The sequence below is a fragment of the Bradyrhizobium sp. USDA 223 genome, from assembly GCF_044909005.1.
Lineage (GTDB): Bacteria > Pseudomonadota > Alphaproteobacteria > Rhizobiales > Xanthobacteraceae > Bradyrhizobium > Bradyrhizobium yuanmingense.
The window spans coordinates 545548-564946 of sequence record NZ_JBIYDR010000001.1 but is presented as its reverse complement, the minus strand read 5'-3'; the positions used below and the strand labels follow the sequence as shown (position 1 = coordinate 564946).

Sequence of the window (19399 nt, the reverse complement as noted above, 5' to 3'; positions counted from 1 at the left end):
CGGATCAGGAACGATGTTTGGTGCGCCGGCGTCGCGTTTTTTTGAGCGCTGGCTCAGCATTGGCCCGATGACGGATGACGGCCATCATGGCGAAGGCTAGCATGACGAGTGAGACATGGCGATGCTAGCCATGCCAGGAGCAGCTTTCGTTGTGATCAAGGCCGAGCTCGTTCTTGGCGGTTTCGAAGCTGTCCTCGATGGGCTAGCGATGGCCTTCTACCGACACCAGCTTCTGCATGGAGGTGCCCTTGGGGCACCAACTGGAGAAGAAGGCCGAGCTGCCGTAGGCGGTGTTGCGGCGGATCAGAAGACCCCGCGTCCATTCCCCGGCAAGGTCGTCGTTGTATTCACTGACGTCGAGATCGGCCCAACTCGAGATAGGCGAGTCGTGCCAGCGCGGACCTTTGGTCCCTTCGCCGGATGACAGGCCGCGCCAGGCCTTCTTGGGAAGGCTCTGCGCGATCGCGGAGGCGGTGCCGGCGGCAGGCTGCGGCTTGCCCCAGGAACGGAGCACGTGATTGGAAGCAACACCCAGAACATAGCCTTTGCCCGCCTCGCGCAGCAGGGTTTCGATCTCGCCCGTGCCATACAGGCTGTCCGCCGCCACGAACGAGAACGGCGCCTTTGCGGCGATCGCACGAGCGATCATTCGACGCGCGATCTTGGGCTTGGTCGCAAAGTCCACATCGCTCGGTACATGCGGTGCCTTCAGGCGAGCGGGGGCGTCCGTCCATTCCTCCGGCAGGTAGAGCGTGCGATCGATAAAGGCATGGCCATGCCGCGACACATTGGAGGCGAACACTCCGATCTGGCAATTGGTGATCTTGCCCGCCGAGCCAGTGTACTGGCGTGCGACGCGGCACGATGCCTTGTCCTGTTTTAAAAACCCGGTCTTATCGATAACCAGAACCGCGTCCTCATCGGCAAGCGTTTCCAGCGCGTACTCACGCACAATGTCGCGCAGCGCGTCGGCATCCCACTGCCCCCGACCCAGGATCGCCTGCTGGCGCCACGGGCCTGGATCGCCGGCCGCTTCAGCCCGCATCCAACCCGTCTTGTGCGGCTCGTTACCCAACAGTCCGTCGAGAAACCGCCACGCCGCGGCCGCCACCCGCTCCTGCGTAAACAGCGGACGGATGCGTTGCTTGGCATCTCGCAACGAGGAAGCCCACAGCGTCAGCGTATCTTCAACCGACGCGCCGCCAATCATCAGATTCCGAACATGGTCCTACCCATGGATTCAGAACTCACCGAAAATAGCAACTGTAATGCTAGGGCGATAGGGCTGCTGCGCCTTTCGGCGCTGGCTCCGTTTGCTTCAGGCGCTCTAGGTAGCCGCGCGCGCGCGAAATCACCGCCTCCACGACAGTGTCCAGGACGGGATCGCCGCCGGCAGGCATGGCTTCGACCTCGGCCTTGGCCGCCATTGCATGGTGCGTCACGGCCTGAGCAATCTCGGAGACGCGGCGGATCGTCTGTGTTGGAGAGAGCTTGCAGTCGATGGCGAAGCGCTCCCAGTGGTTGCGTCCAAGCTGATCAGCCTGCTTCTGCCCGCCGATCTTCTGCGCCATGTTGCGTGTGATCTTCGGATATGGCGCCGCACAGACGATGTCGTAGCCTGGCGCCATGGCGGCGCCGCGCGCCGATAGCATCAGCGAGTAATTTTTGGCGTGGGAATCCGTGTTCCACACCATTGGATTGAAGATGGCAAGATCGACGAAGCGGGCGGTCTCCTGTGCTGTCATGTGGCGCTGGGTCACGCCGACCATGTCGGCCAATGATGGTCCTTTTAGGCCTCTATCGTTGTTCTGGTACTTGGCAGCTGGCGGTCGGCCCAGGGCTTGGCAGAAGTCCTCCTGATGCAGCCGCCGCCACCTCTTGCCGTCATGACGGCGGTCATAGCGCTCAACCAGTAGGTAGCTACGTTCGCCTGCCCTCCCTGTCGTCACCTTTGGCGTCGGGATTCCGATCATGCGCGCGAGCGTCAGGCAGAATGCCTCGTTCTGAACGGCGCCAGGCAAGCGCTCGCCATCGGGCTTGATGATGTGGGTCGATGGCGCGCCGTCGATCGGTATGTACAGGGTGTCGCCATCCAGAGCGACGGCGAGCTTCGTCTGCACACCGGCAAGCGACATCGACACGCCATTTTCGCCGACGAGGAGGGGCTTGTGGGGTAGCTCATTGAGGATGCGCTCGAGCGCGGCCTTGTCGGGGATCTCTCGCCATTTTCCGGCGATCAGCCCGGTGCCAGGCTGTCCGACGGAGAGCGCGCCGGCGGTGTCGCGGCCCATCTCGGCAAGAAGACCGATGACATCGGCCGGCGACTTGCCGAGCATATGACCTACGATCCCGAGAGTTGCGTTCTCCGGCAGCAGATTTGCCGCCCATGGCAGAATTGCCGAGGCATCGTGGGACGCCCGCGAGAGCGGCATGGTGAGCGACACAGGGAAGGCACCGGTCAGCCCGCGCCAGGATTCGGCATAGGTGAAGCCTGACGCTTCGTCAGCGGTCGTGATCCAGCCGACCTCTCGCGTCTCAAAGTAGACCGGAAGACGGTCCATCAGGCTCCTCCTCGTCGCTCTCGGGAATGTCCGGTGTTTCGGAAGTGTTCGCGCGGCGGGCTTGGGCGTCCTTGAGAACATCCTCGATGCGCAGCCCGAGCACGTTTGCCACGTGCAGGCTGCGCCCGAGCTGACAGGTGCTTTTTCCGGCCTCGAGGTCAACGATGAAGCGCTTTCCTGTCCCGCTCACCATGGCCAGCTCGTCCTGCCGGAGGCCCTGGCGTTTGCGTTCTGCCTGGATGAGGCGACCGAATGCTGCAGCGAACTCGGCGGCTTGGCGCGCGACACCGGTCTCGCCAGGAGCGTCCTTTCCCCATGAGGGGGGAGTACCCTTTGGAGGCGTGTTCATAGCTCCCCTCGTCAGTTACCGATCGGGAATTTTATGAGCTGAAACGGGAATGTCCAGCGAAAAGTTACCGAGCGGGATTTCTCTACGCAGTTCCGATACGGGCAAAAAGGTTACCGAACGGGAACTTTTAAGCCAAAAGCCGGTTGGGCGACCCGGAAAGTTACCGATGGGGAATTCTGCTGCCAACACCAACTCGGTTCTTTGGAAATCGATGACGACGGGAGGGAATCCCCGCTCATCCGTCGAGCGAAACATGGTCCTTGGCGTCCACTCGATGTGGCGACCTCCTCACGTTCGGCGAATGAGTAGCATCCTAATAGAAGTTTTGACGATCGCGAAATGTGTCGGGGTCATACCGCCCGCCCGTGCAGTTGGCCGACAATATTGTGCAACCCTGCGCGAACGCTTTCTCACCGCGGAAAGACAATCATTCCAGGCCATCAACAATCGCTGTCGATTTGGGTCTATGCTGCGTGAGAACGATAGCACTTTACCTGAGTTAAGTGCCGCGCGCGCTTCGCAGCCGGGGTGGCAGCCGAGGCGACTGCTGCGTCACGCTGTTCGTCGATTGGATCTGCCGTTCCTGCGTCGCCGCGGCCTCTGACGGCGACTGCGCGGAGGAATAAGCAATTGGTCGCATCCGTGACCGCTTGCGTAGCGACTTCACCGTACGAGAAATAGATGGTTTATCAGGGCACTTCACGTAGCTCAATGCAGGCATGGCGCGGATTGACAATTCTCAGTCAAGGAAGCCCATCTGGCAACTTACTTCCAGCTCGTCATGTTGTGCTTGGGACGCCAGGAAATCCGCTCGCCAGCGGCGGAAGCTGTTCAGACCGGTAATTTGCGCATCTGACGAGCTTCATCGAGCCGACCACCCTCATCAGCTCTCTCGCCTTGCGTTCCATGAATTCAGATGAGCAATGTGAGGAGTTGAGATAATCAATGGTCTCTAGATATCGACTTCGATCAGCCCGTCCGCCGAACTTACTCAGAACAAAGCCGCCTCGATGCATAGGTGTATTCAAGGGCGAGTTGACGCGCATCTTCCACGAGATTGGCCGCGGCGCTATGTCCGCCGTCGATGTTCTCGTAATAGAAGTAAGGCTGGCCCAGCGCGGCGAGCTTCGCGGCAGCTTTGCGGCCGTGCGCTGGATGCGTGCGGTCGTCCTTGGTGGAGGTAAGAATTAAGGGAGCGGGATAGGTCTTGCCCGCCACCAGCTTCTGGTATGGCGAGTAGCCTTCGATCCACGCACGCTGCTCGGCAATGGCGGGGTCACCGTACTCGCCGATCCAGGAGGCGCCCGCGCCCAGCTTGGTGTATCGAAGCATGTCGAATAGCGGCACCTCGATGATCGCCGCGTTGAAGAGATCGGGACGCTGGGTGATCGCGGCGCCAACGAGCAAGCCGCCCTGGCTGCCGCCAATCGCGCCCAGCTGGCGCGGACTAGTGATCTTCCGACGGATCAGGTCATCGGCAACGGCAATGAAATCATCCCATGTCGTCTGCTTCGTTGCCGCCTGGGCCGCTTGGTGCCATTGTGGACCAAACTCACCGCCCCCGCGCAGGTTCGCAACGACATAGGCATTGCCCTGTTCGAGCCATAGCCGCCCCATCGGTCCCAGATCAGACGGCAGTTGCGACTCCTGGAAACCGCCATAGCCATGGAGAAGTGTCGGGATCGTGCCGTCAAACCTTGCGTTTTTGGGCCGCACCAGAAAATAGGGAATTGACGTGCCATCACGCGAAATGGCCTCGAGCTGCTCCACGACATGGTTCGACGCATCGAAGGCAGAGGGTGCCTTCTTCAATTCCTCCAAGCTTTTGCGTTCGGCATCAAAAGACCAAACTGAGGTTGGTCTGAGATAGCTCGAGACGGTGAATATGACCCGGTCGGCTTCATCGTAGGTGGCTGACAGGCTGACATTTGTATCTTCCGGCAGCGGAATCGGTGTCGCGGACCAAGCTCCCTGATCGTACTTGTAGAGGAACGCTTTACTCTGAACGTTCTCAAGGATCATCAGAATCAAAAAGTTCCTTGTGTGAGTGAACTCGCTCAGTGCCTGCCGGGGCCCCGGCTGAAAGACGAGCGATGGTCTGGCGCGCAACGGATCCTGTTTCCATTCATCGAGGTCATACGAGATCATCGAGCCGGCCGTGAAGCAGATGCCCGCGGACGGTGACCAGTCCTCATCAAGTTTCACAAGCAGGCGGCCGCACGCGAGCGTGGCGATCTCGGCCTTCTTCGGTAGATTGAGCTTGACGGGCCCATCGGGGCGGAAGACCACATACTCGGACTCGACAGAGCTGATTGCGCGGGCGGCGCCGGTCGCATGAATATGACCCTCGCTGTCACGAAGCACGAAGGGGGACGCCCCAACGTCGGTGGGCTCGCCCCGAAAGATCTCACGAGCCTCACTGAGCGGCTGAGCACGTTTGAGCTCCTTCACCACAAAAGCGTAGCCGGCTTGCGTCAAAGTCCCCTCGCCCCAGTCCCGTGCAACAAGGAGGGTGTCACCATCGACCCAGCTGACGTCCTGCTTGCCCTCGGGGAGATGAAAGCCGTCCGCGACGAAGGTCTTGGCGGCGCGATCGAACTCTCGTATGGACACGGCATCCTTTCCGCCATCGGAAAGACTAATCAGGCAACGGCGCTCTTCAGGCGGAAGGCAGCTGTGACCTTGAAAGACCCAATTTCTGTTTTCGGCGGCGGCCAAGGCGTCCACGTCGAGGATGGTTTCCCACTTTGGGTCTTGGCTACGATCGCTCTCACGCGTGGTGCGCCGCCAGACGCCGCGCACCTGATTCTCGTCCCGCCAGAACTGCTCCAAACCGCCCCCTTCGAATGGAACATCTGCGATCCGATCTTTGGCCTGCAGGATGGAGAGCGCCTGCTCGTAGAAGCGCCGATAGCGAGGATCTGACTGAAGCACTCCGAGCGTCTTCTCGTTCTCGCCGCGAGCCCAAGCCAACGCGCCTCGCCCTTCCATCTCCTCGAGCCAAAGGAATGGGTCGTCAGTTACGGCGGCATCCGTTCGCTCCTGTGAAAGCGCCGTGGACGTGGCGCAAGCAATCGAAGGCAACACCGCGGAGAAGAGTGGTGGCGTGTTCATGGACTTTTCTCGATAAGATCGGCGGGCCACGCTGGCCGGCCCTGGCGCGTCAAGCAGACGCGGCGGAAACCATGGAAGCGCATGACATAGCGCGGCCTGCGCTATGTCATGCGCCGCTTAGTGCAAGCTGCGTGCCGGCTAAGGAGTCGCAAGTTTCAGCCGTTCGGGGGCTGCACGACCGTGTTCCGTTGCCGCCATTGGTTGCCAAGCGGACATCACAGCGTGTCGGCGGACAGCCTGTGAGACAGCGCCAGCATTTTTCGATCTTCAGTGGCAAGACTGGGACGCAGCGATGGTGCTTACCTCCGCATCCGAGGTTCTCCTGTTGGCGTCACCGGGCAGACTTGTCGACGGGCATCATCAGCACAACGATCAGCGCATTGATCAGCAGCCAGATCGACATCATGCTAAGGGTGGTATGCATGGCGATCTCCGACCCGTCGGCTGCAAGCATTGCCGAGTTGGAGGAGCTTTTTCCTTGCGCAACACACGAAGTCACGCCGACAACTCGATTCGTTAACAGACTGCCGGGAGAATTGCGCTCGGGACGTGAGAGTAAAAATGCCCAAGAAACGACCTACGCTGCAACACGTCTTGGGATTGAGCCAACAAACAACATACAAGCACCAGATCAGGTTCTACTGCGCAACAAAATGGCGAAATCATCAGCAGCAATTCTGCGCACCTGTCGTATCCACCTCGCAGAGAATGCATATGAGCTCTACATTGCGCAACGATTGTAGTCGCGTTGCACACCTCGCCTCCCCGTGGATACTGCAACTTTGCACATCATTGATGGCGCCCTCTGGTCGTGGTCCAACTCAAGTCAGCTTGACTTCGGAGTCACCTGCCTTTCCAGAGATACCCGGATCGCGGCTTCCGCCGCAAACATGTTTAGCTTATCTCGAATCCGCTACATCATCGGAAGAACCGAACATTCGCATTGGAGGTCAGCGAAGAGGTCGCTCATAGAGCCAGCTACGCTTCGTGAGGATTGCCCGCACTTGGTAGCGCGCAGAGCGCTAGAGTATGGGGCAATTTCTAACAGCAGCACGCTTTCGAAAATCGGTTCACGGACTATTATTGCAGTCTTCGTGCCCGGCCTAGGCTGTCTACACAGCCTTTCCGATGACAACGACTTTAGTACCTAAACCGCTACGACCGCCTCCCAATTGGGACACGCATCCGACCGCCGCGTCCGCAGCACGGGGACGGATCGATGAGAACGTTAACACAGGGATCCGACAGACCCTCGAGCTTTCAAGAGCGTTTTGCGCCGCGATCTGACCTCCCCTGGTGGTCCACGGCGCCCCGTGACGATCGGCGACGAAATAGAAGCACACCCTTCATAAACAGCTGCGGGCGCGTAATTTGCTTCACATTCCGCCGGAGCAACCCAAAGTCGCGCCTAACACTTCGCCATATTTGCATTAGGGGCAACGGAACCGATGCCGTTATCTTAGATAATACCCTGACGTCGCGCTTTGACGACGCACTAAGTCCGGCTGGACGTTTCCAGCTTTCGCATCGCATTCTTGACATGAAAATTGACGGTGTTCTCGCTCACGTTCAGGACGACTGCGATCTCCCAGGATGACTTCCCCTGCTCGATCCATCGCAAGCACTGTTTTTCTCGTTCCGACAGCACACCCTTTTTCACATCCGCCATGATTTTCTCCTGGAGTCGAGAGAACAGGAATGCCATCAGCAAATGCCATACCACTCAGTGGCGCCTGCAAAGTATCGGCGAGGCAGGACAAGTTCGTCGGCGATTGCCGTTGCATTCGCACGAGGCTGCCATCCTGCTGTAGCCCTATCGACGGGCTTTCGACATTGTCGTCAATCCGACGGCGGCATTACGACAAGCGTGGCTGTCGATATTTGCGTCTAAATCTATGTGAGCCGGATATTACGCTTTCCCTAAGCACTCCTCCCCCGAAGGAGTGTGGGAATTCCCTCTCGGGGAGTAGCACGGGCTCGCGAACCCAGGTCATTCATTTTGCATCCAAGCCCTTCTTTCCAGCCTTAGGCGCGAGGCCAATCAACCCATAGCGAAAGCTTTGCGTTCGGCGCGCCTTCTATGGCGATCATGCAAGCCTTTGCGGTCCCGATAAACTACCAATGCTGGTCATTGAGCGGCATCACGCCGAAGCGATATGAGCAGTGACATTGGTGGCAATCTAGGTCGGCTTACGGGATTTAGGCATGCAGTATCAACCACAAGCCGTTCGGCCCACCGCAGGTCATCAATGCGCGCGGCCGTTGCCTGCCGAAATGCTTCATGTCCAGGTCTGCTCGAATGATGAGCTCTCGTTTCTGATGGAAGCGCATGATGGCCTATCCGCCACAATCGCACAGCGGTCAGGGTTCAAGGGGCTCTGGGCGTCTGGTCTGTCGATTGCCAGCTCCCTGGGCTATCGTGATGCCAATGAAGCTTCATGGAGCCAGCTCGTCCAGAGCGTCGAGCGCATAGTGGACTCGACAGAGCTACCTGTGCTCGTTGATGGGGATGGCGGCTTCGGCAATTTCAACAATGCTCGCCTGCTCGCACGCAAACTTGGTCAGGCTGGCGCAGCAGGCGTCTCGCTTGAGGACAGCTGCTTCCCGAAGCTGAACTCGCTCATTGGTGAGCGGCATCCGCTCGCCGATATCGATGAATTCTCCGGTCGTCTGCGGGCTGTAAAGGATGCAGTCGCCGAAACTCTTGTTCTCGTGGCCAGGATCGAGGCGCTGATCGCCGGGCACGGATTGAACGAAGCTATCTTGCGTGCTCACGCTTATGCCGACGCGGGAGCCGATGCTATCTTGATTCACTCGCGAAAGAGTACCGCGGACGAGATACTTTCGTTCGTCACCGAGTGGCGCAACCGGCTACCTGTCGTGATCGTTCCGACCACATACTATCGAACGCCAGTCTCAGCCTATCGGGATGCGCGCATCTCCACAGTGGTTTGGGCCAACCACTCCATGCGAGCTGCGGCAGCTGCAATGCGGCGCGCCTGCGATAGTATCGCAGCTCAAGAGAGCGTTGCGAGCATTGAGCCTCAGATCGCACCGCTCAGCGAGATATTCGAGCTCCTGAGGTATGACGAACTCGCCGTGGCCGAAAAGCAATATCTGCAGCCCCGCTAGTCCATGGCAGCAGGGTTTGTCACCTGAAGCTTCCTTTGTTCAAAATCTGCCGATGAGTCCCCTCACCTTTCGTCGGTCCCGCTCAGTGTCACAGAACTGTCAGCGACGTAAAACTCCTGGAGAGGCTCTCGACATGGCAAAACAGCTTTGCCTGCGGCTCAAGAACGGACACACAGCGGCTGATGCAAGTGTATACGCCGACCACGATTCATGCCTGCCTCTTTCAAGCTCTGGGGTGGTCTCACAAGTCTGCGGCACCTGACACTTAACAGAGGCGCTCAGGATGCTTGCAGAACGATAGGCGGGATGAAGAAAGCGAATTGAAATGCCTGTGAATGTTCCCAAGCATGCTCTCATTCTTGCCGCTGGAGCGGGCTCTCGTCTACGGCCGCTCACGGAGCTAAGCCCAAAACCTCTAGTCCAAATCCATGGCACCCCCATCCTGCACAACGCCCTACATAATCTTGGCTGTGTTGGCGTGGAACACGTAACGATTGTCGTGGGTTATCGCAAAGAGGCGATCCAAGAGGCCTGCGGCAGCCGCTTTGGCAGTGTTACGATTGACTACGTCGAATCCTCCGCTTACGACCGTACTGGGAGCGCCTATTCGCTATGGCTGGCGCGTGACGCACTCCTTTCCGGAGATTACTTCGTTCTTGAGGGCGACGTCTTCTTCGAGGAAGATGTATTGCGGCAGCTGATCATCACTGAAGCGCCCAACGCTGCTGCTGTCGCTCCCTTCCATGAGCTGATGCAGGGATCGGCGGTCCTGTTGTCCGATCTTGGCTTCATTTCAGAATTTCGCTTGAAGCAAACAGCGCGAGATCTAATCGCGGGTGGCCCCCCTCTCTACAAGACGATAAATCTGTTACGGCTGTCCGCGTCTACTCTGCGGACAGAGGTCATTCCGGCCCTAGACGATATGATCAGGGCCGGAGCTACCCAGGCCTACACCGAAGAGCTTCTTTCCTATCTCGTGGAAACACGAGGCTTGCTGCTTGCTGCGGTGAGATGCGACGGGCTCAGGTGGTACGAAATCGATGACGCGGAAGATCTGCGTACCGCCGAGCGCATCTTCGCAGAAGCCGACTACGTTTGATCCTATCGCCCAGGGTGAAGTTCAAGACGGTCACGGAAGGTTTGTCGCTGCGCCTCTTCGACATTCGCGGCAGCCTCTGAGGCCGGGCGGGTCAGAACGGCCAAGAACCGTAAGCTTGACGGAGGCCGCAATCAAAGCGGCGCCCATTGTCTTAGCAGAACGCAAGCGCTCGTTCCGGCATACAATGTGAAAACACATCCCAAGCGATGAGGTGGTAGCGAAACAGTCATTTTGCGCCCAGCCGCTTTGACCGCGGGAATGGGACGAGACCTAGACCTTGAGGGAGGCAGATGATTTCGATTTGCTCGCTTGCGCTTTTCCGGATCGAGACTTTCCTGCAAGCGACTGCTCCGCGGAACTAATCTCTTTGAAGTCGAATCTGAAGCTGATTCTTGGTGCGCAAAGTACATTCTCGCCAAATTTGATCGGAACACGGCCGGAGCAATCAAGGCTCTCTTTGACGAAGACCGGCGCCGAAGTGGACATTTCAAGCAGGCGCGCCTCCTGAGCGGAAGGCAGACGCGCACTTATCGTAACCCATTGCTGCGAGTAGTCGTCAATTCCGATGCGCCTGAGAGCTGTCGAGATCGAGTTGGTGCCAGAGAATTTGTCCAGCAGTCCGGGAGTGCGTTTCGCCGGAAAGTAGCTATGCGCGATGACGATCGGGATCTCGTCTTGGTAACTCAGCGTGTCGATGCGCAGCACATCGTCACCGGCCTGCAAGTCGAGGTAGCCGGCCAACCGCTCGTCTGCCGGTACCGTTGCAGCAGACAGGATCTTACGACGTGCCAAGCGGCCTTGCGAGATGAGATTATCGGTCAGCCGGGTTTGAGGGGAGAGAAGATAGGTTGTTGGATGTTCGACAACGAAGGTGCCTCTCCCCTGCTCGACACGAAGCAATCCTTCCTGCTCAAGTCTCCGAATGGCGTATCTTACGGTGTGCCGGTTGACACCATATTTGAGAGCAAGCTCGACGTCGTTCGGAAGCTTTTCGCCTGGCCGAAATCGGCTCGACGCAATAGCTTCTTCGATGTTCGATCGAACAAATTCCCAGCGCTTTCCTTGATACATAGGGCAAATGGTCCGTGGTTCAGGTGTTCAACTGCGTCGGATTAGCGTCAGGTCTACCGTTCTTCGGTTGCGCCAGCCGCGTTACGGCCGCTCCCCTCAGATAAAGACGCTGTCCGTAACGCTCCCGGAAGACAGTTGCCCGGCGAGCTGAAGAGGCAACTGAGACGCTCGCATCTTCGACATCATACTGGCTTGCGTCCTCGCGATCTTGCAAAGCTTCATCAATGATACGGCCCTGCACAGTCGAGGGTAGCGGCAGTCTCAAGCTGGAAAGGATCGTCGGTACCAGGTCAACGATGCTGGTTGGGACAGCAGCAACTCCGGTTTTAAAGCCATTGCCAGCAAGGATGCATAATGAAGACAGCTCGTTCGCCGAAAGCCCGCCGTGCATGCCAACGCCGATCGGATAGGCTCCATCGTAGTACACGGCGTCGGGCGGAGCGTTCCGATTGGCCGCGCTGCAATCGGCGAGAACAAACGACAGATCCGCGCTTCGCTGGTGTTCGGCCATGACAGCCGAAAGCGGGAGGGTGTTGGCGACAAGTGGAGACCCATCAGCGGCCTTACGTGAGAAAGCCACGCCAAACCATGGCTCCTCGGAAAGGCTGTGATACATCTCTGTCAGAAGACGGCCTTCTCTGTCCCGGACCCAAATGTTGACAACCCTTTGAGCGGTTATTGCGGCGTCTACGTCGGGCGTAAGCTCGTATCCGACCTTGAATCCCGACCGCTGCAGGTGGTTCAATACGGAGACCTTTTCTCCAATGATGGCGTGCCCGTGATCGGATGCAGCAATAAGCTGTACTCCCTCTCGCTCTCCTTTCTCGCTCCACCAAGCGAAAATGCGCCCAAATTGCCGATCGACCTCGTGGAGCACCTCACGGGCCGTAGGATGCTGAAGTCCGAACATGTGATATGTAATGTCCGGCTCCGAAAGCCACAGCAGGCTGACCTCCGGAAGCGCTGCTTTCGTGAGAAATGAAAAGAATAGATCGACGATACGCTCAATGGTAGCACGCGCCGGCCGCTCGTCGGTAGGGAGCATCGGAAAGCATGACGCAATCCGGCGAACGGCCGCGTTGTTACTGAACTTCGATGGGTCATGAACCCAGAATGCCGGCGCACCAGCCTGCCAACTGCCCCAGCTCGAAAGACCAAAAGAGCCCTGCGACTGAGATCCGATCGACAGCATCGCACGGCCATGCGCCGCCAAGACTTCTCCGATTGTAGTGGCGGTGAGGACGCCCCCGCGTTCGCTGCCGAGGGTCACGAGGGCCGCGAGCGAAGATCCGTCGATCGATCGACCGTTTGCCAAAAAACGGTTGCCGATGATTCCATGGGCCGAGCTATGTGCCCCCGTGGCCAGCGCGGCCGATGAAACGCGCGTCTCACTGGGAAAAGATGAGGTATGGCGGGCAAGTCGAAGGCCGATTTTGGACATCTCGGCGAGATTCGGCGTGACTGCTTCGTCTAGCTGGTCAGGGCGCAGGCCATCGAGCACGACAATTACGAATTTCATTCGGCCACCTTCCAGCTCCGATTCCGAAGCCTCAACCTACGGGAGTGGCAGCCTGCTTGTCCAGAGCTACCTAGGCACCTAGGTCTGTCATGATGGTGTCACATGCTGTGAATTATATCTCGCAGTACTCGAACGGCCCCTCAGAAAAAACATTGTGCGAGTCCGCCCGGCCCAAACGTGAGCACGTGGTCCAGAGCTCCGCATCGATAAAGGATGTCTAATGAATATTTGCAATCGACGCGAGGTTCTCAGATTTGTCGGCGGGCTGAGCTTGCTCCCGTCGACCTCTGTCTTTGCCCAAGACGCTGGCCGAACGGCACTGCGGATTGCAATGCAGGATCTGCGGGTCGAGCTCGATCCGCTCCATCCCCGTGCAACGGCGCTCGTGAGCTTCCGGGTACTCGAGAGTATTTACGACAAGCTCTTTGCAATCGACTATCAGCACAACGGGCAGATTCGGCCGATGTTGGCCGAAAGCATCGAAGCCCTCGACAGCACCACATATCGCGTGTCTCTGCGGAAAGACGCTCGCTTCCACGATGGCGAAGAGCTAACGGCAGAGGACGTCGCATTTACTTTTGGTGCAGAGCGTATGCTCGCGAAGGACAGTCCGGGTTTTGGCGTTGGCCAAATCAGCTTTCCATCTATGAGCGCGGTGCGGGCAACCGGTCGACATACTGTCGAGTTTAGCACCAAGGCGCCCGATCCTGTTTTTGTCAAACGCCTGACCTCTTATGGAGCCGGCATCGTCTCGAGATCGGCCTATCTGAAGGCGGCGACGTTTGATCAGTGGGCCAGAGCTCCCATAGCGGCGGGGCCCTACCGGGTCGTTGAGGCCGTTGAAAACCGCTACATACGCCTTGAGGCGCACGATGGGTACTGGGGTGGAAAGCCGCCGCTGAAGGGGATCGAGTTTCGGATGGTGCGGGAGCCGGCGGCACGCGTCGCCGGCCTTCGCGCCGGCGACTTCGATATCGTCACAACCGTAGCGCCGGATCAGTTCGATATCCTCGCGGCAGACAACCGTTTGGACGTGGTTGGAGGCGACACGATGTCCTTCCGCACGTTGGTCTATGATTCGACCACGAACGATGTGCTGCGGGATCCACGCATAAGGCGCGCCATGAATCTTGCGATCGATCGGCAGACCATTGTCAATAGTATTTGGCGCAAGCGCATAAGTGTGCCGCCCTCCCATCAACATCCTGCTTACGGCGTTCTCTACAATCCTGACCGGCCAATCCCTCGGTACAATCCGGAAGAGGCCAAGCGACTTCTTGCCGAAGCCGGTTATAACGGGGCAGCAATTCCTTTCAAAACGGTCGGCAACTACTACACGGCTGAGCTTATCGAAACGCAAGCCATTGCAGCGATGTGGAGGGCTGCCGGCCTTAACGTCGATATCCAAATGAAAGAGAACTGGTCCCAAGTGGAAGACCGTCTGGGCCGCGCTGTGAACAACTCGTCCGATGGAACATACTACCCCGACCCCACCGCCTCGTTCGTCTCGCGCTGGGGGTCTCAAAGCAATTTTCAGAGGGGTGGGTATTGGCGCAACGACAGATTCAACGTGCTGGAGACGATCTTGCTGAGGGCTCAGGATGCGGTAGAAAGACGAGCCGCCTATCAAGAGATGCTCGACATATTCGACGAGATTGATCCACCAGGAACGGTGCTCCATTCGCTTGGCGAGTTCTTCGGAAAGCGCGCCAACATCAAGTGGACACCGACGCCGACGGGTTTGATGGATTTTCGGCCAGGCGCAATCAACATCTAGCCGAGAACGCCTTGGGCCAGACGCAGAAGAATATTGTCTGCTCGGAAGGTGGAATCATGGACCAAACCACTTCGCATGCACTTGAAGCGTCTTATGTCCAAACCTTTGAGCACGGGAATGCCGGGCGCCCAGCGATTGCGGCTGGGAGCCCGCCGCTCCTGAGCATTGATGGATTGACTGTTGTTCTTGCAGACCGGCCCGAGACGCGCCTCCTGGATGCCGTTCGGTTCGAGGTGCGGAAAGGTGAGTTTTTCGCGCTTGTCGGCGAAAGCGGCAGCGGAAAAAGCGTCCTGTGTTCGACCATCATGGGAGTAGCAAGTTCCGAGCTGAGATGTCTCGGCGACATTCACATCGAAGGCAAGCCTCTTACCGATGTCGATAGGCGCCTGCGCGCGATGATCTACCAACAGCCAAGTCTATATCTTAACCCCGTCCGGAGCATTGGATTCCAGCTTCGCGAGACCGTCCAGATGATTGGCGGCTTGAGCAAGCGAGAGGCGAGCGAAAGCGCTGCAAATCTGCTCTGCGATGTGGGGATCGATGACCCCAGAGAGACGATGAGAAAATATCCGCACGAAATGTCTGGCGGAATGAATCAGCGCGTCATGATTGCAATGGCGCTCGCGATGAAGCCGAAGCTTCTCATCGCAGACGAGCCGACCTCGGCTCTCGACGTAACCACGCAAAAGCAGATCCTTGACTTGCTTGAACGGCTCCGCTCAGACATGGCAATCCTCTTTGTGACCCATGACCTCGGCGTTGCCCTGCAGCGGTCGGATCGCATCGGCGTTCTCTACGCCGGCCAGTTGGTCGAAATCGGGGGCGCCGATCTTGTCGGTCGCACTCCCCTGCACCCCTATACGCGCGCGCTATTCTCCGCCGTGCCCCCGCTTTCAGGGCATCTTCGGCGTCTGCACAGCCCTGCGGGCAGCCTCCCTGAACCTACTCAGCGCCAGGCCGGCTGCAATTTCGCATCTCGGTGCTCCGGAACGATGGAGATTTGCCGACACACAAGGCCCCCCTTGCAGGGCATTCCACAACAAGTGGTGGCATGCCACAACTTGGAGGCATGAATGACGTTGCCAATCGGGCCTCCTCCCGTTCGCACACCGCCCCCGTCCACCGAGCCCATTCTCGAGCTGCGCAATATCGATTTTTGTTACCCGGCTGCTCGCCGCTCCACTGCGGAGGTCCTTGGCGGCGCCAGGCTGACCAAGATCAACATGAGCATCCGTCGTGGGGAAGCCCATGGGCTGATTGGGGAGTCCGGCAGTGGCAAAAGCACAATTGCGAAGCTTCTGCTTGGGCTGACAGCGCCACAAGCGGGCCAGATCTTTTTCGATGGCGAGCTGCTAACGCCGGCTCGATTGGCTGCGTTCCGCCTCCGTGTCCAACCTGTCTTTCAGAACCCTATCGACGCACTGAACCCAGCCACCCCGATCGGGAAACAAATTATCGCGCCCCTGCTTGTGAACTTCAAAATGAAGTCTTCCGGTTGTCAGGCTCGGCTCGCTGCAGCAATTTCCGCCGTCGGCCTATCGGGTGAGATCCTTGGCAAACTGCCACATCAGATAAGCGGCGGACAAGCGCAGCGGGTCAATATAGCGCGGGCGCTTATTCTCGATCCCGAAGTTCTGATCTGTGACGAGCCCGTCTCCGCACTCGACATGACCGTTCAAGCTCAGATTCTGAACCTTCTGTCTGATCTGCGTGAGAGCCGGGGTCTTTCCCTCTTATTCATCAGCCATGACATCAGATCCGTCGCTTATCTCTGCTCAGAGATCACTGTCCTAAAGCGCGGAACCATCGTTGAGAGCGGTTCACGCGAACAGGTACTGCTCGATCCGAAGACAGATTACATGAAGTCCCTGCTGAGGGCGGTGCCCAATTCTGAACTCGACGTTGAAATGGCATTATCTTCAAAACCCTGTTCGCAGCCAATAGGGCGTCGGCGCTTGCCGGCGGAGAGGTGAGAGCCGCATGAGGCGAAAAGCCCAGAAGGTATTTGCGAGCAAAATTGCCCGCGCACTTGTCACGCTTGTTCTGATGGTAACGAGTGTATTCATTCTTATGCGCTGCGCGGGCGATCCCGTAACCGTCTTACTCGGGCCGGATGCGAGCGCCGACATGCGCGCCGCATACTCGGGCGAATTGGGGCTCGACCGCCCCATCCTGGTACAATACCTGGCCTATCTCCATAACGTCGTCCGAGGCAGCTTAGGCGTTTCTTACGTTTACCGACAGGATGCACTCGGTGTCGTCCTCAGCCACCTTCCGTTGACGCTGATGCTCACCTGCTCTGCGCTTACGTTGGCAGCGGTCACGGGCATTGCGGGAGGAATAGCTGCCGCGGTGTTTCCATCGAGCTTCATAGGCCGTGCGTGCACGATCGCGAGCCTCGTGGGATTGTGCGTTCCCAGCTTCTTCCTGGCAATCGTCCTGATGCTGGTGTTCTCAATTCAGCTCAATTGGTTGCCAACCGGCGGGGCTGAAAGCTTGCGCAGCTTGGCTCTGCCGGCAGTCACCATGGGGGCCGCAAGCTCGGCCGTGCTTGCTCGCTACACGCGCGTGGCCGTTCGTGAATCGCTGGATAGCCCGCATGTGTTGGCTGCGTTTGTGCGCGGCATTCCGTTCTCGCGGATATTGATCCACCACGTACTGCCCAATGCGGCGGTGCCAATCCTGACCATACTTGGCCTACTCATCGGCGGAGCGGTAACTGGTTCGACGGTCGTCGAGACGGTCTTCTCATGGCCCGGTATCGGAAATCTCTTCGTCACATCCGTCGGAAGCAGAGATATTCCAGTGGTCCAGGCAATTGTCCTGCTTGCTGGCACTGCGATGATCATGACCAACCTGGCCGTCGATCTCGGTTACACCTGGCTCGATCCGCGGTCGAACTCCTCGGAGACATAGATGAGTACCGTCTGGGCGCGTGATTGGACTTGGAGCGTCTTTCGTTCGTCGAAAGACGGGCGCGTTCCGCAAAGGCTACCAAAAATAGGATTCTATGGTGCCTCCATATGGATCGTCGGGTGTCTGTTGATTGCCGCACTGGCCCAGGTGATCTCCCCCTATCATCCAGCACAGATCTCCTTGGGTGCACGGCTTTCGCCACCACTGCTCTTCGGCGGCACGCTGGAACATTTGTTGGGCACCGACGAGCTCGGCCGGGACGTGCTGGCACGCTTGATATATTCGATCCAGATCAGCATGCTCGTTGCGGCTGGCGGGACCTTCATCAGTACGCTGCTCGGCGTTTCATTGGGCTTTCTCGCTGCCGAGCTTGGCGGACTGGTCGATGACGGGGTTATGGCACTTGTCGATATGCAGGCTGCTGTGCCGTTCATGATCACTGCACTCCTTGTCATAACGATATTTGGCAATTCCCTGGCACTCTTTGTGTGTCTTGTGGGCTTGCATGGTTGGGAGCGCCACGCCCGCATCGCGAGAGGACTGGCTTTGACTGCCCGCAATCGACTCCATGTAACGGCGGCGCGGACCTACAATGCTTCGCGGGTCCATATCTACGCAAGGCATATTCTGCCTGCCTGTGCACCTACCATCGTGGTCGGCATGACCCTTGGGCTCACCGAGACGGTTCTCCTGGAAAGCACCCTGAGCTTTCTGGGACTGGGGATACAACCGCCGATGTCCAGCTTGGGTAATATGGTGGGATTCGGCAGAGACTATTTGATGACCGCATGGTGGATCGCGTTCGCGCCGGGCCTCGTCATCGCAGCGACAGCGATCGCCCTCATGGCAATCAGCGAGTCGCTGCGCCAGATGACACCTCGCTCAGCTTCTTTCACATCCATCTGAGGTGCCATCATGTCGCGTCCCGACTTCGAAAGCTCAACAAATCAAATGGTCAGGAACGTTCCTCTGTATCGGCAAAAGAGGAAGTTCACTTGTGGACCATCTTCCCTGATGATGGTCATGTCCGCGCTGGACCAGCGATATCAGCCGAATGAAACAGCTGAGCTCGAGATCTGGCGCGAGGCAACCACCATTCACGGCGGCTGCGGGCCGGTTGGTCTGGCATTAGCTCTCAAACGCCGCGGCTTCGCAACCCTCGTAGTCGTGAGCCATGATGGGCTTTTTCTTCAGTCTCGCGCATCACAAGGCGGCGAGGTGGAGGTGATGCAGATTCTCCAGGAGCGAGATCTCGCCGAAGCATACCAGCGCGGCATCCCTGTCCATATTGGCACTTACAGCCCCGACGACCTCTCGAAATGGATGGCGGTGGGGTGGTATCCCATCGTGATGGTCAGCATTGAGTTCGAAGGTAAAACCATCACTCATTGGGTGGTAGTGACCGGGGCCAACGCCGATTACGTATTGTTTAATGATCCTCTCAAAGATCCCGCCGAGGCAGATGCTGCCACGCGCGTCGACCACGAGAGCTTTGCCAGCATGACGGAGTTCGGTCCCGACCGGGAAAGGGCGGTCATTCTTGCCGGACTTCCAAAAATGGCGACTGTTGCGCTTCCGCTGCCCAGGATTCCTGCTAGCCCTCAACTTCGGCCTGACACACCGAGTGTTTCTGGTCCCGAACGCTGATGTATTTTGGTAGCCGCTAAAGGCCCAACGTAGCCACTATCAGCTGATTCGAATGATGCCATCGGTCGGCAGCGCCGGTACGCGCCGCGTCCGCCAGTAGCATAACCAGCCATCAGGATGGCCGGCCCTGCACTCCTACGGGGCGTTAGTCTAACGTGCGTTTTCCGGGTGCAGAAGGGTTAGGCCGCAATCATGGTCGACTACCTTCAGTCGT

At 58.3% G+C, this 19399-nt stretch carries 15 protein-coding genes and 1 pseudogene; 9 read left to right on the top strand and 7 right to left on the bottom strand.

The features are described 5' to 3' along the window. Positions 1–4 precede the first annotated feature (4 nt). The 4 genes and pseudogenes from ABIA40_RS02340 to ABIA40_RS02325 form a co-directional block, all read right to left on the bottom strand. Positions 5–1210 (bottom strand): annotated as a pseudogene (locus tag ABIA40_RS02340) (IS701 family transposase). A 61-nt stretch (positions 1211–1271) separates the two neighbouring features. Further along, on the bottom strand, positions 1272–2561 hold the full coding sequence (locus tag ABIA40_RS02335; RefSeq protein ID WP_404538816.1) for a type II toxin-antitoxin system HipA family toxin: 1290 nt from the start codon (positions 2559–2561) through the stop codon (positions 1272–1274). After that, entirely contained in the window at positions 2536–2910 is a 375-nt protein-coding gene (locus tag ABIA40_RS02330) for a helix-turn-helix domain-containing protein (RefSeq protein WP_404538813.1), read from the bottom strand. The genes ABIA40_RS02335 and ABIA40_RS02330 overlap by 26 nt, the downstream gene beginning before the upstream one ends. A gap of 987 nt (positions 2911–3897) precedes the next feature. After that, on the bottom strand, positions 3898–6024 hold the full coding sequence (locus ABIA40_RS02325) for a prolyl oligopeptidase family protein (RefSeq protein WP_404538811.1): 2127 nt from the start codon (positions 6022–6024) through the stop codon (positions 3898–3900). 422 nt (positions 6025–6446) lie between these two features. On the opposite strand from ABIA40_RS02325, the gene ABIA40_RS02320 reads away from it, so the two are divergent. Beyond that, positions 6447–6767 (top strand): hypothetical protein, encoded by a 321-nt coding sequence (locus tag ABIA40_RS02320; protein WP_404538808.1) that lies wholly within the window; start codon positions 6447–6449, stop codon positions 6765–6767. Between the two features lie 752 nt (positions 6768–7519). Here the strand turns inward: ABIA40_RS02320 and ABIA40_RS02315 are convergent. Continuing rightward, positions 7520–7693, bottom strand: coding sequence for a helix-turn-helix transcriptional regulator (locus ABIA40_RS02315; RefSeq protein ID WP_404538805.1), 174 nt, complete (start codon positions 7691–7693; stop codon positions 7520–7522). A 605-nt stretch (positions 7694–8298) separates the two neighbouring features. On the opposite strand from ABIA40_RS02315, the gene aepX reads away from it, so the two are divergent. After that, positions 8299–9156 (top strand): phosphoenolpyruvate mutase, encoded by an 858-nt coding sequence (aepX, locus tag ABIA40_RS02310; protein WP_036031328.1) that lies wholly within the window; start codon positions 8299–8301, stop codon positions 9154–9156. 325 nt (positions 9157–9481) lie between these two features. Continuing rightward, on the top strand, positions 9482–10255 hold the full coding sequence (locus ABIA40_RS02305) for a phosphocholine cytidylyltransferase family protein (protein ID WP_404538803.1): 774 nt from the start codon (positions 9482–9484) through the stop codon (positions 10253–10255). Between the two features lie 270 nt (positions 10256–10525). Here ABIA40_RS02305 and phnF read toward each other — a convergent pair whose 3' ends face one another. Together phnF and ABIA40_RS02295 are read right to left on the bottom strand one after the other, a co-directional pair. Next, a complete protein-coding gene (gene phnF, locus ABIA40_RS02300; RefSeq protein WP_404538800.1) occupies positions 10526–11326 on the bottom strand; it encodes a phosphonate metabolism transcriptional regulator PhnF in 801 nt (266 codons plus the stop codon). A 19-nt stretch (positions 11327–11345) separates the two neighbouring features. Next, positions 11346–12845: an alkaline phosphatase family protein gene (locus ABIA40_RS02295; RefSeq protein ID WP_404538797.1), complete on the bottom strand. Its 1500-nt coding sequence runs from the start codon at positions 12843–12845 to the stop codon at positions 11346–11348. A 331-nt stretch (positions 12846–13176) separates the two neighbouring features. On the opposite strand from ABIA40_RS02295, the gene ABIA40_RS02290 reads away from it, so the two are divergent. From ABIA40_RS02290 to ABIA40_RS02265, 6 genes are read left to right on the top strand one after another with little or no spacing between them, the layout of a single operon-like run. Continuing rightward, a complete protein-coding gene (locus ABIA40_RS02290) occupies positions 13177–14622 on the top strand; it encodes an ABC transporter substrate-binding protein (RefSeq protein ID WP_404538794.1) in 1446 nt (481 codons plus the stop codon). Further along, entirely contained in the window at positions 14565–15695 is a 1131-nt protein-coding gene (locus ABIA40_RS02285) for an ABC transporter ATP-binding protein (protein WP_404538792.1), read from the top strand. Before ABIA40_RS02290 ends, ABIA40_RS02285 begins: the two co-directional genes overlap by 58 nt. After that, positions 15696–16595: an ABC transporter ATP-binding protein gene (locus ABIA40_RS02280; protein WP_404538789.1), complete on the top strand. Its 900-nt coding sequence runs from the start codon at positions 15696–15698 to the stop codon at positions 16593–16595. Between the two features lie 7 nt (positions 16596–16602). Further along, positions 16603–17538 carry an ABC transporter permease gene (locus ABIA40_RS02275; protein ID WP_404538786.1) on the top strand — a complete coding sequence of 312 codons (936 nt, stop codon included), beginning with the start codon at positions 16603–16605 and terminating at the stop codon, positions 17536–17538. Next, positions 17539–18444, top strand: a complete 906-nt coding sequence (locus tag ABIA40_RS02270; RefSeq protein ID WP_404538784.1) for an ABC transporter permease — start codon at positions 17539–17541, stop codon at positions 18442–18444. It begins immediately after the preceding gene. A 9-nt stretch (positions 18445–18453) separates the two neighbouring features. Beyond that, positions 18454–19185: a peptidase C39 family protein gene (locus ABIA40_RS02265; protein WP_404538781.1), complete on the top strand. Its 732-nt coding sequence runs from the start codon at positions 18454–18456 to the stop codon at positions 19183–19185. The last annotated feature ends 214 nt before the right edge of the window (positions 19186–19399 follow it).

Excerpts from the sequence above, each read along its gene's own strand:
- ABIA40_RS02275 (WP_404538786.1), top strand. The coding sequence starts at position 16,603 with ATGAGGCGAAAAGCCCAGAAGGTATTTGCGAGCAAAATTGCCCGCGCA.
- ABIA40_RS02330 (WP_404538813.1), bottom strand. The coding sequence starts at position 2,910 with ATGAACACGCCTCCAAAGGGTACTCCCCCCTCATGGGGAAAGGACGCT.
- ABIA40_RS02325 (WP_404538811.1), bottom strand. The coding sequence starts at position 6,024 with ATGAACACGCCACCACTCTTCTCCGCGGTGTTGCCTTCGATTGCTTGC.
- ABIA40_RS02320 (WP_404538808.1), top strand. The coding sequence starts at position 6,447 with ATGGCGATCTCCGACCCGTCGGCTGCAAGCATTGCCGAGTTGGAGGAG.
- ABIA40_RS02270 (WP_404538784.1), top strand. The coding sequence starts at position 17,539 with ATGAGTACCGTCTGGGCGCGTGATTGGACTTGGAGCGTCTTTCGTTCG.
- ABIA40_RS02315 (WP_404538805.1), bottom strand. The coding sequence starts at position 7,693 with ATGGCGGATGTGAAAAAGGGTGTGCTGTCGGAACGAGAAAAACAGTGC.
- ABIA40_RS02305 (WP_404538803.1), top strand. The coding sequence starts at position 9,482 with ATGCCTGTGAATGTTCCCAAGCATGCTCTCATTCTTGCCGCTGGAGCG.
- ABIA40_RS02295 (WP_404538797.1), bottom strand. The coding sequence starts at position 12,845 with ATGAAATTCGTAATTGTCGTGCTCGATGGCCTGCGCCCTGACCAGCTA.
- phnF (WP_404538800.1), bottom strand. The coding sequence starts at position 11,326 with ATGTATCAAGGAAAGCGCTGGGAATTTGTTCGATCGAACATCGAAGAA.
- ABIA40_RS02265 (WP_404538781.1), top strand. The coding sequence starts at position 18,454 with ATGTCGCGTCCCGACTTCGAAAGCTCAACAAATCAAATGGTCAGGAAC.
- ABIA40_RS02290 (WP_404538794.1), top strand. The coding sequence starts at position 13,177 with ATGCAGGATCTGCGGGTCGAGCTCGATCCGCTCCATCCCCGTGCAACG.
- ABIA40_RS02335 (WP_404538816.1), bottom strand. The coding sequence starts at position 2,561 with ATGGACCGTCTTCCGGTCTACTTTGAGACGCGAGAGGTCGGCTGGATC.
- aepX (WP_036031328.1), top strand. The coding sequence starts at position 8,299 with ATGCTTCATGTCCAGGTCTGCTCGAATGATGAGCTCTCGTTTCTGATG.
- ABIA40_RS02280 (WP_404538789.1), top strand. The coding sequence starts at position 15,696 with ATGACGTTGCCAATCGGGCCTCCTCCCGTTCGCACACCGCCCCCGTCC.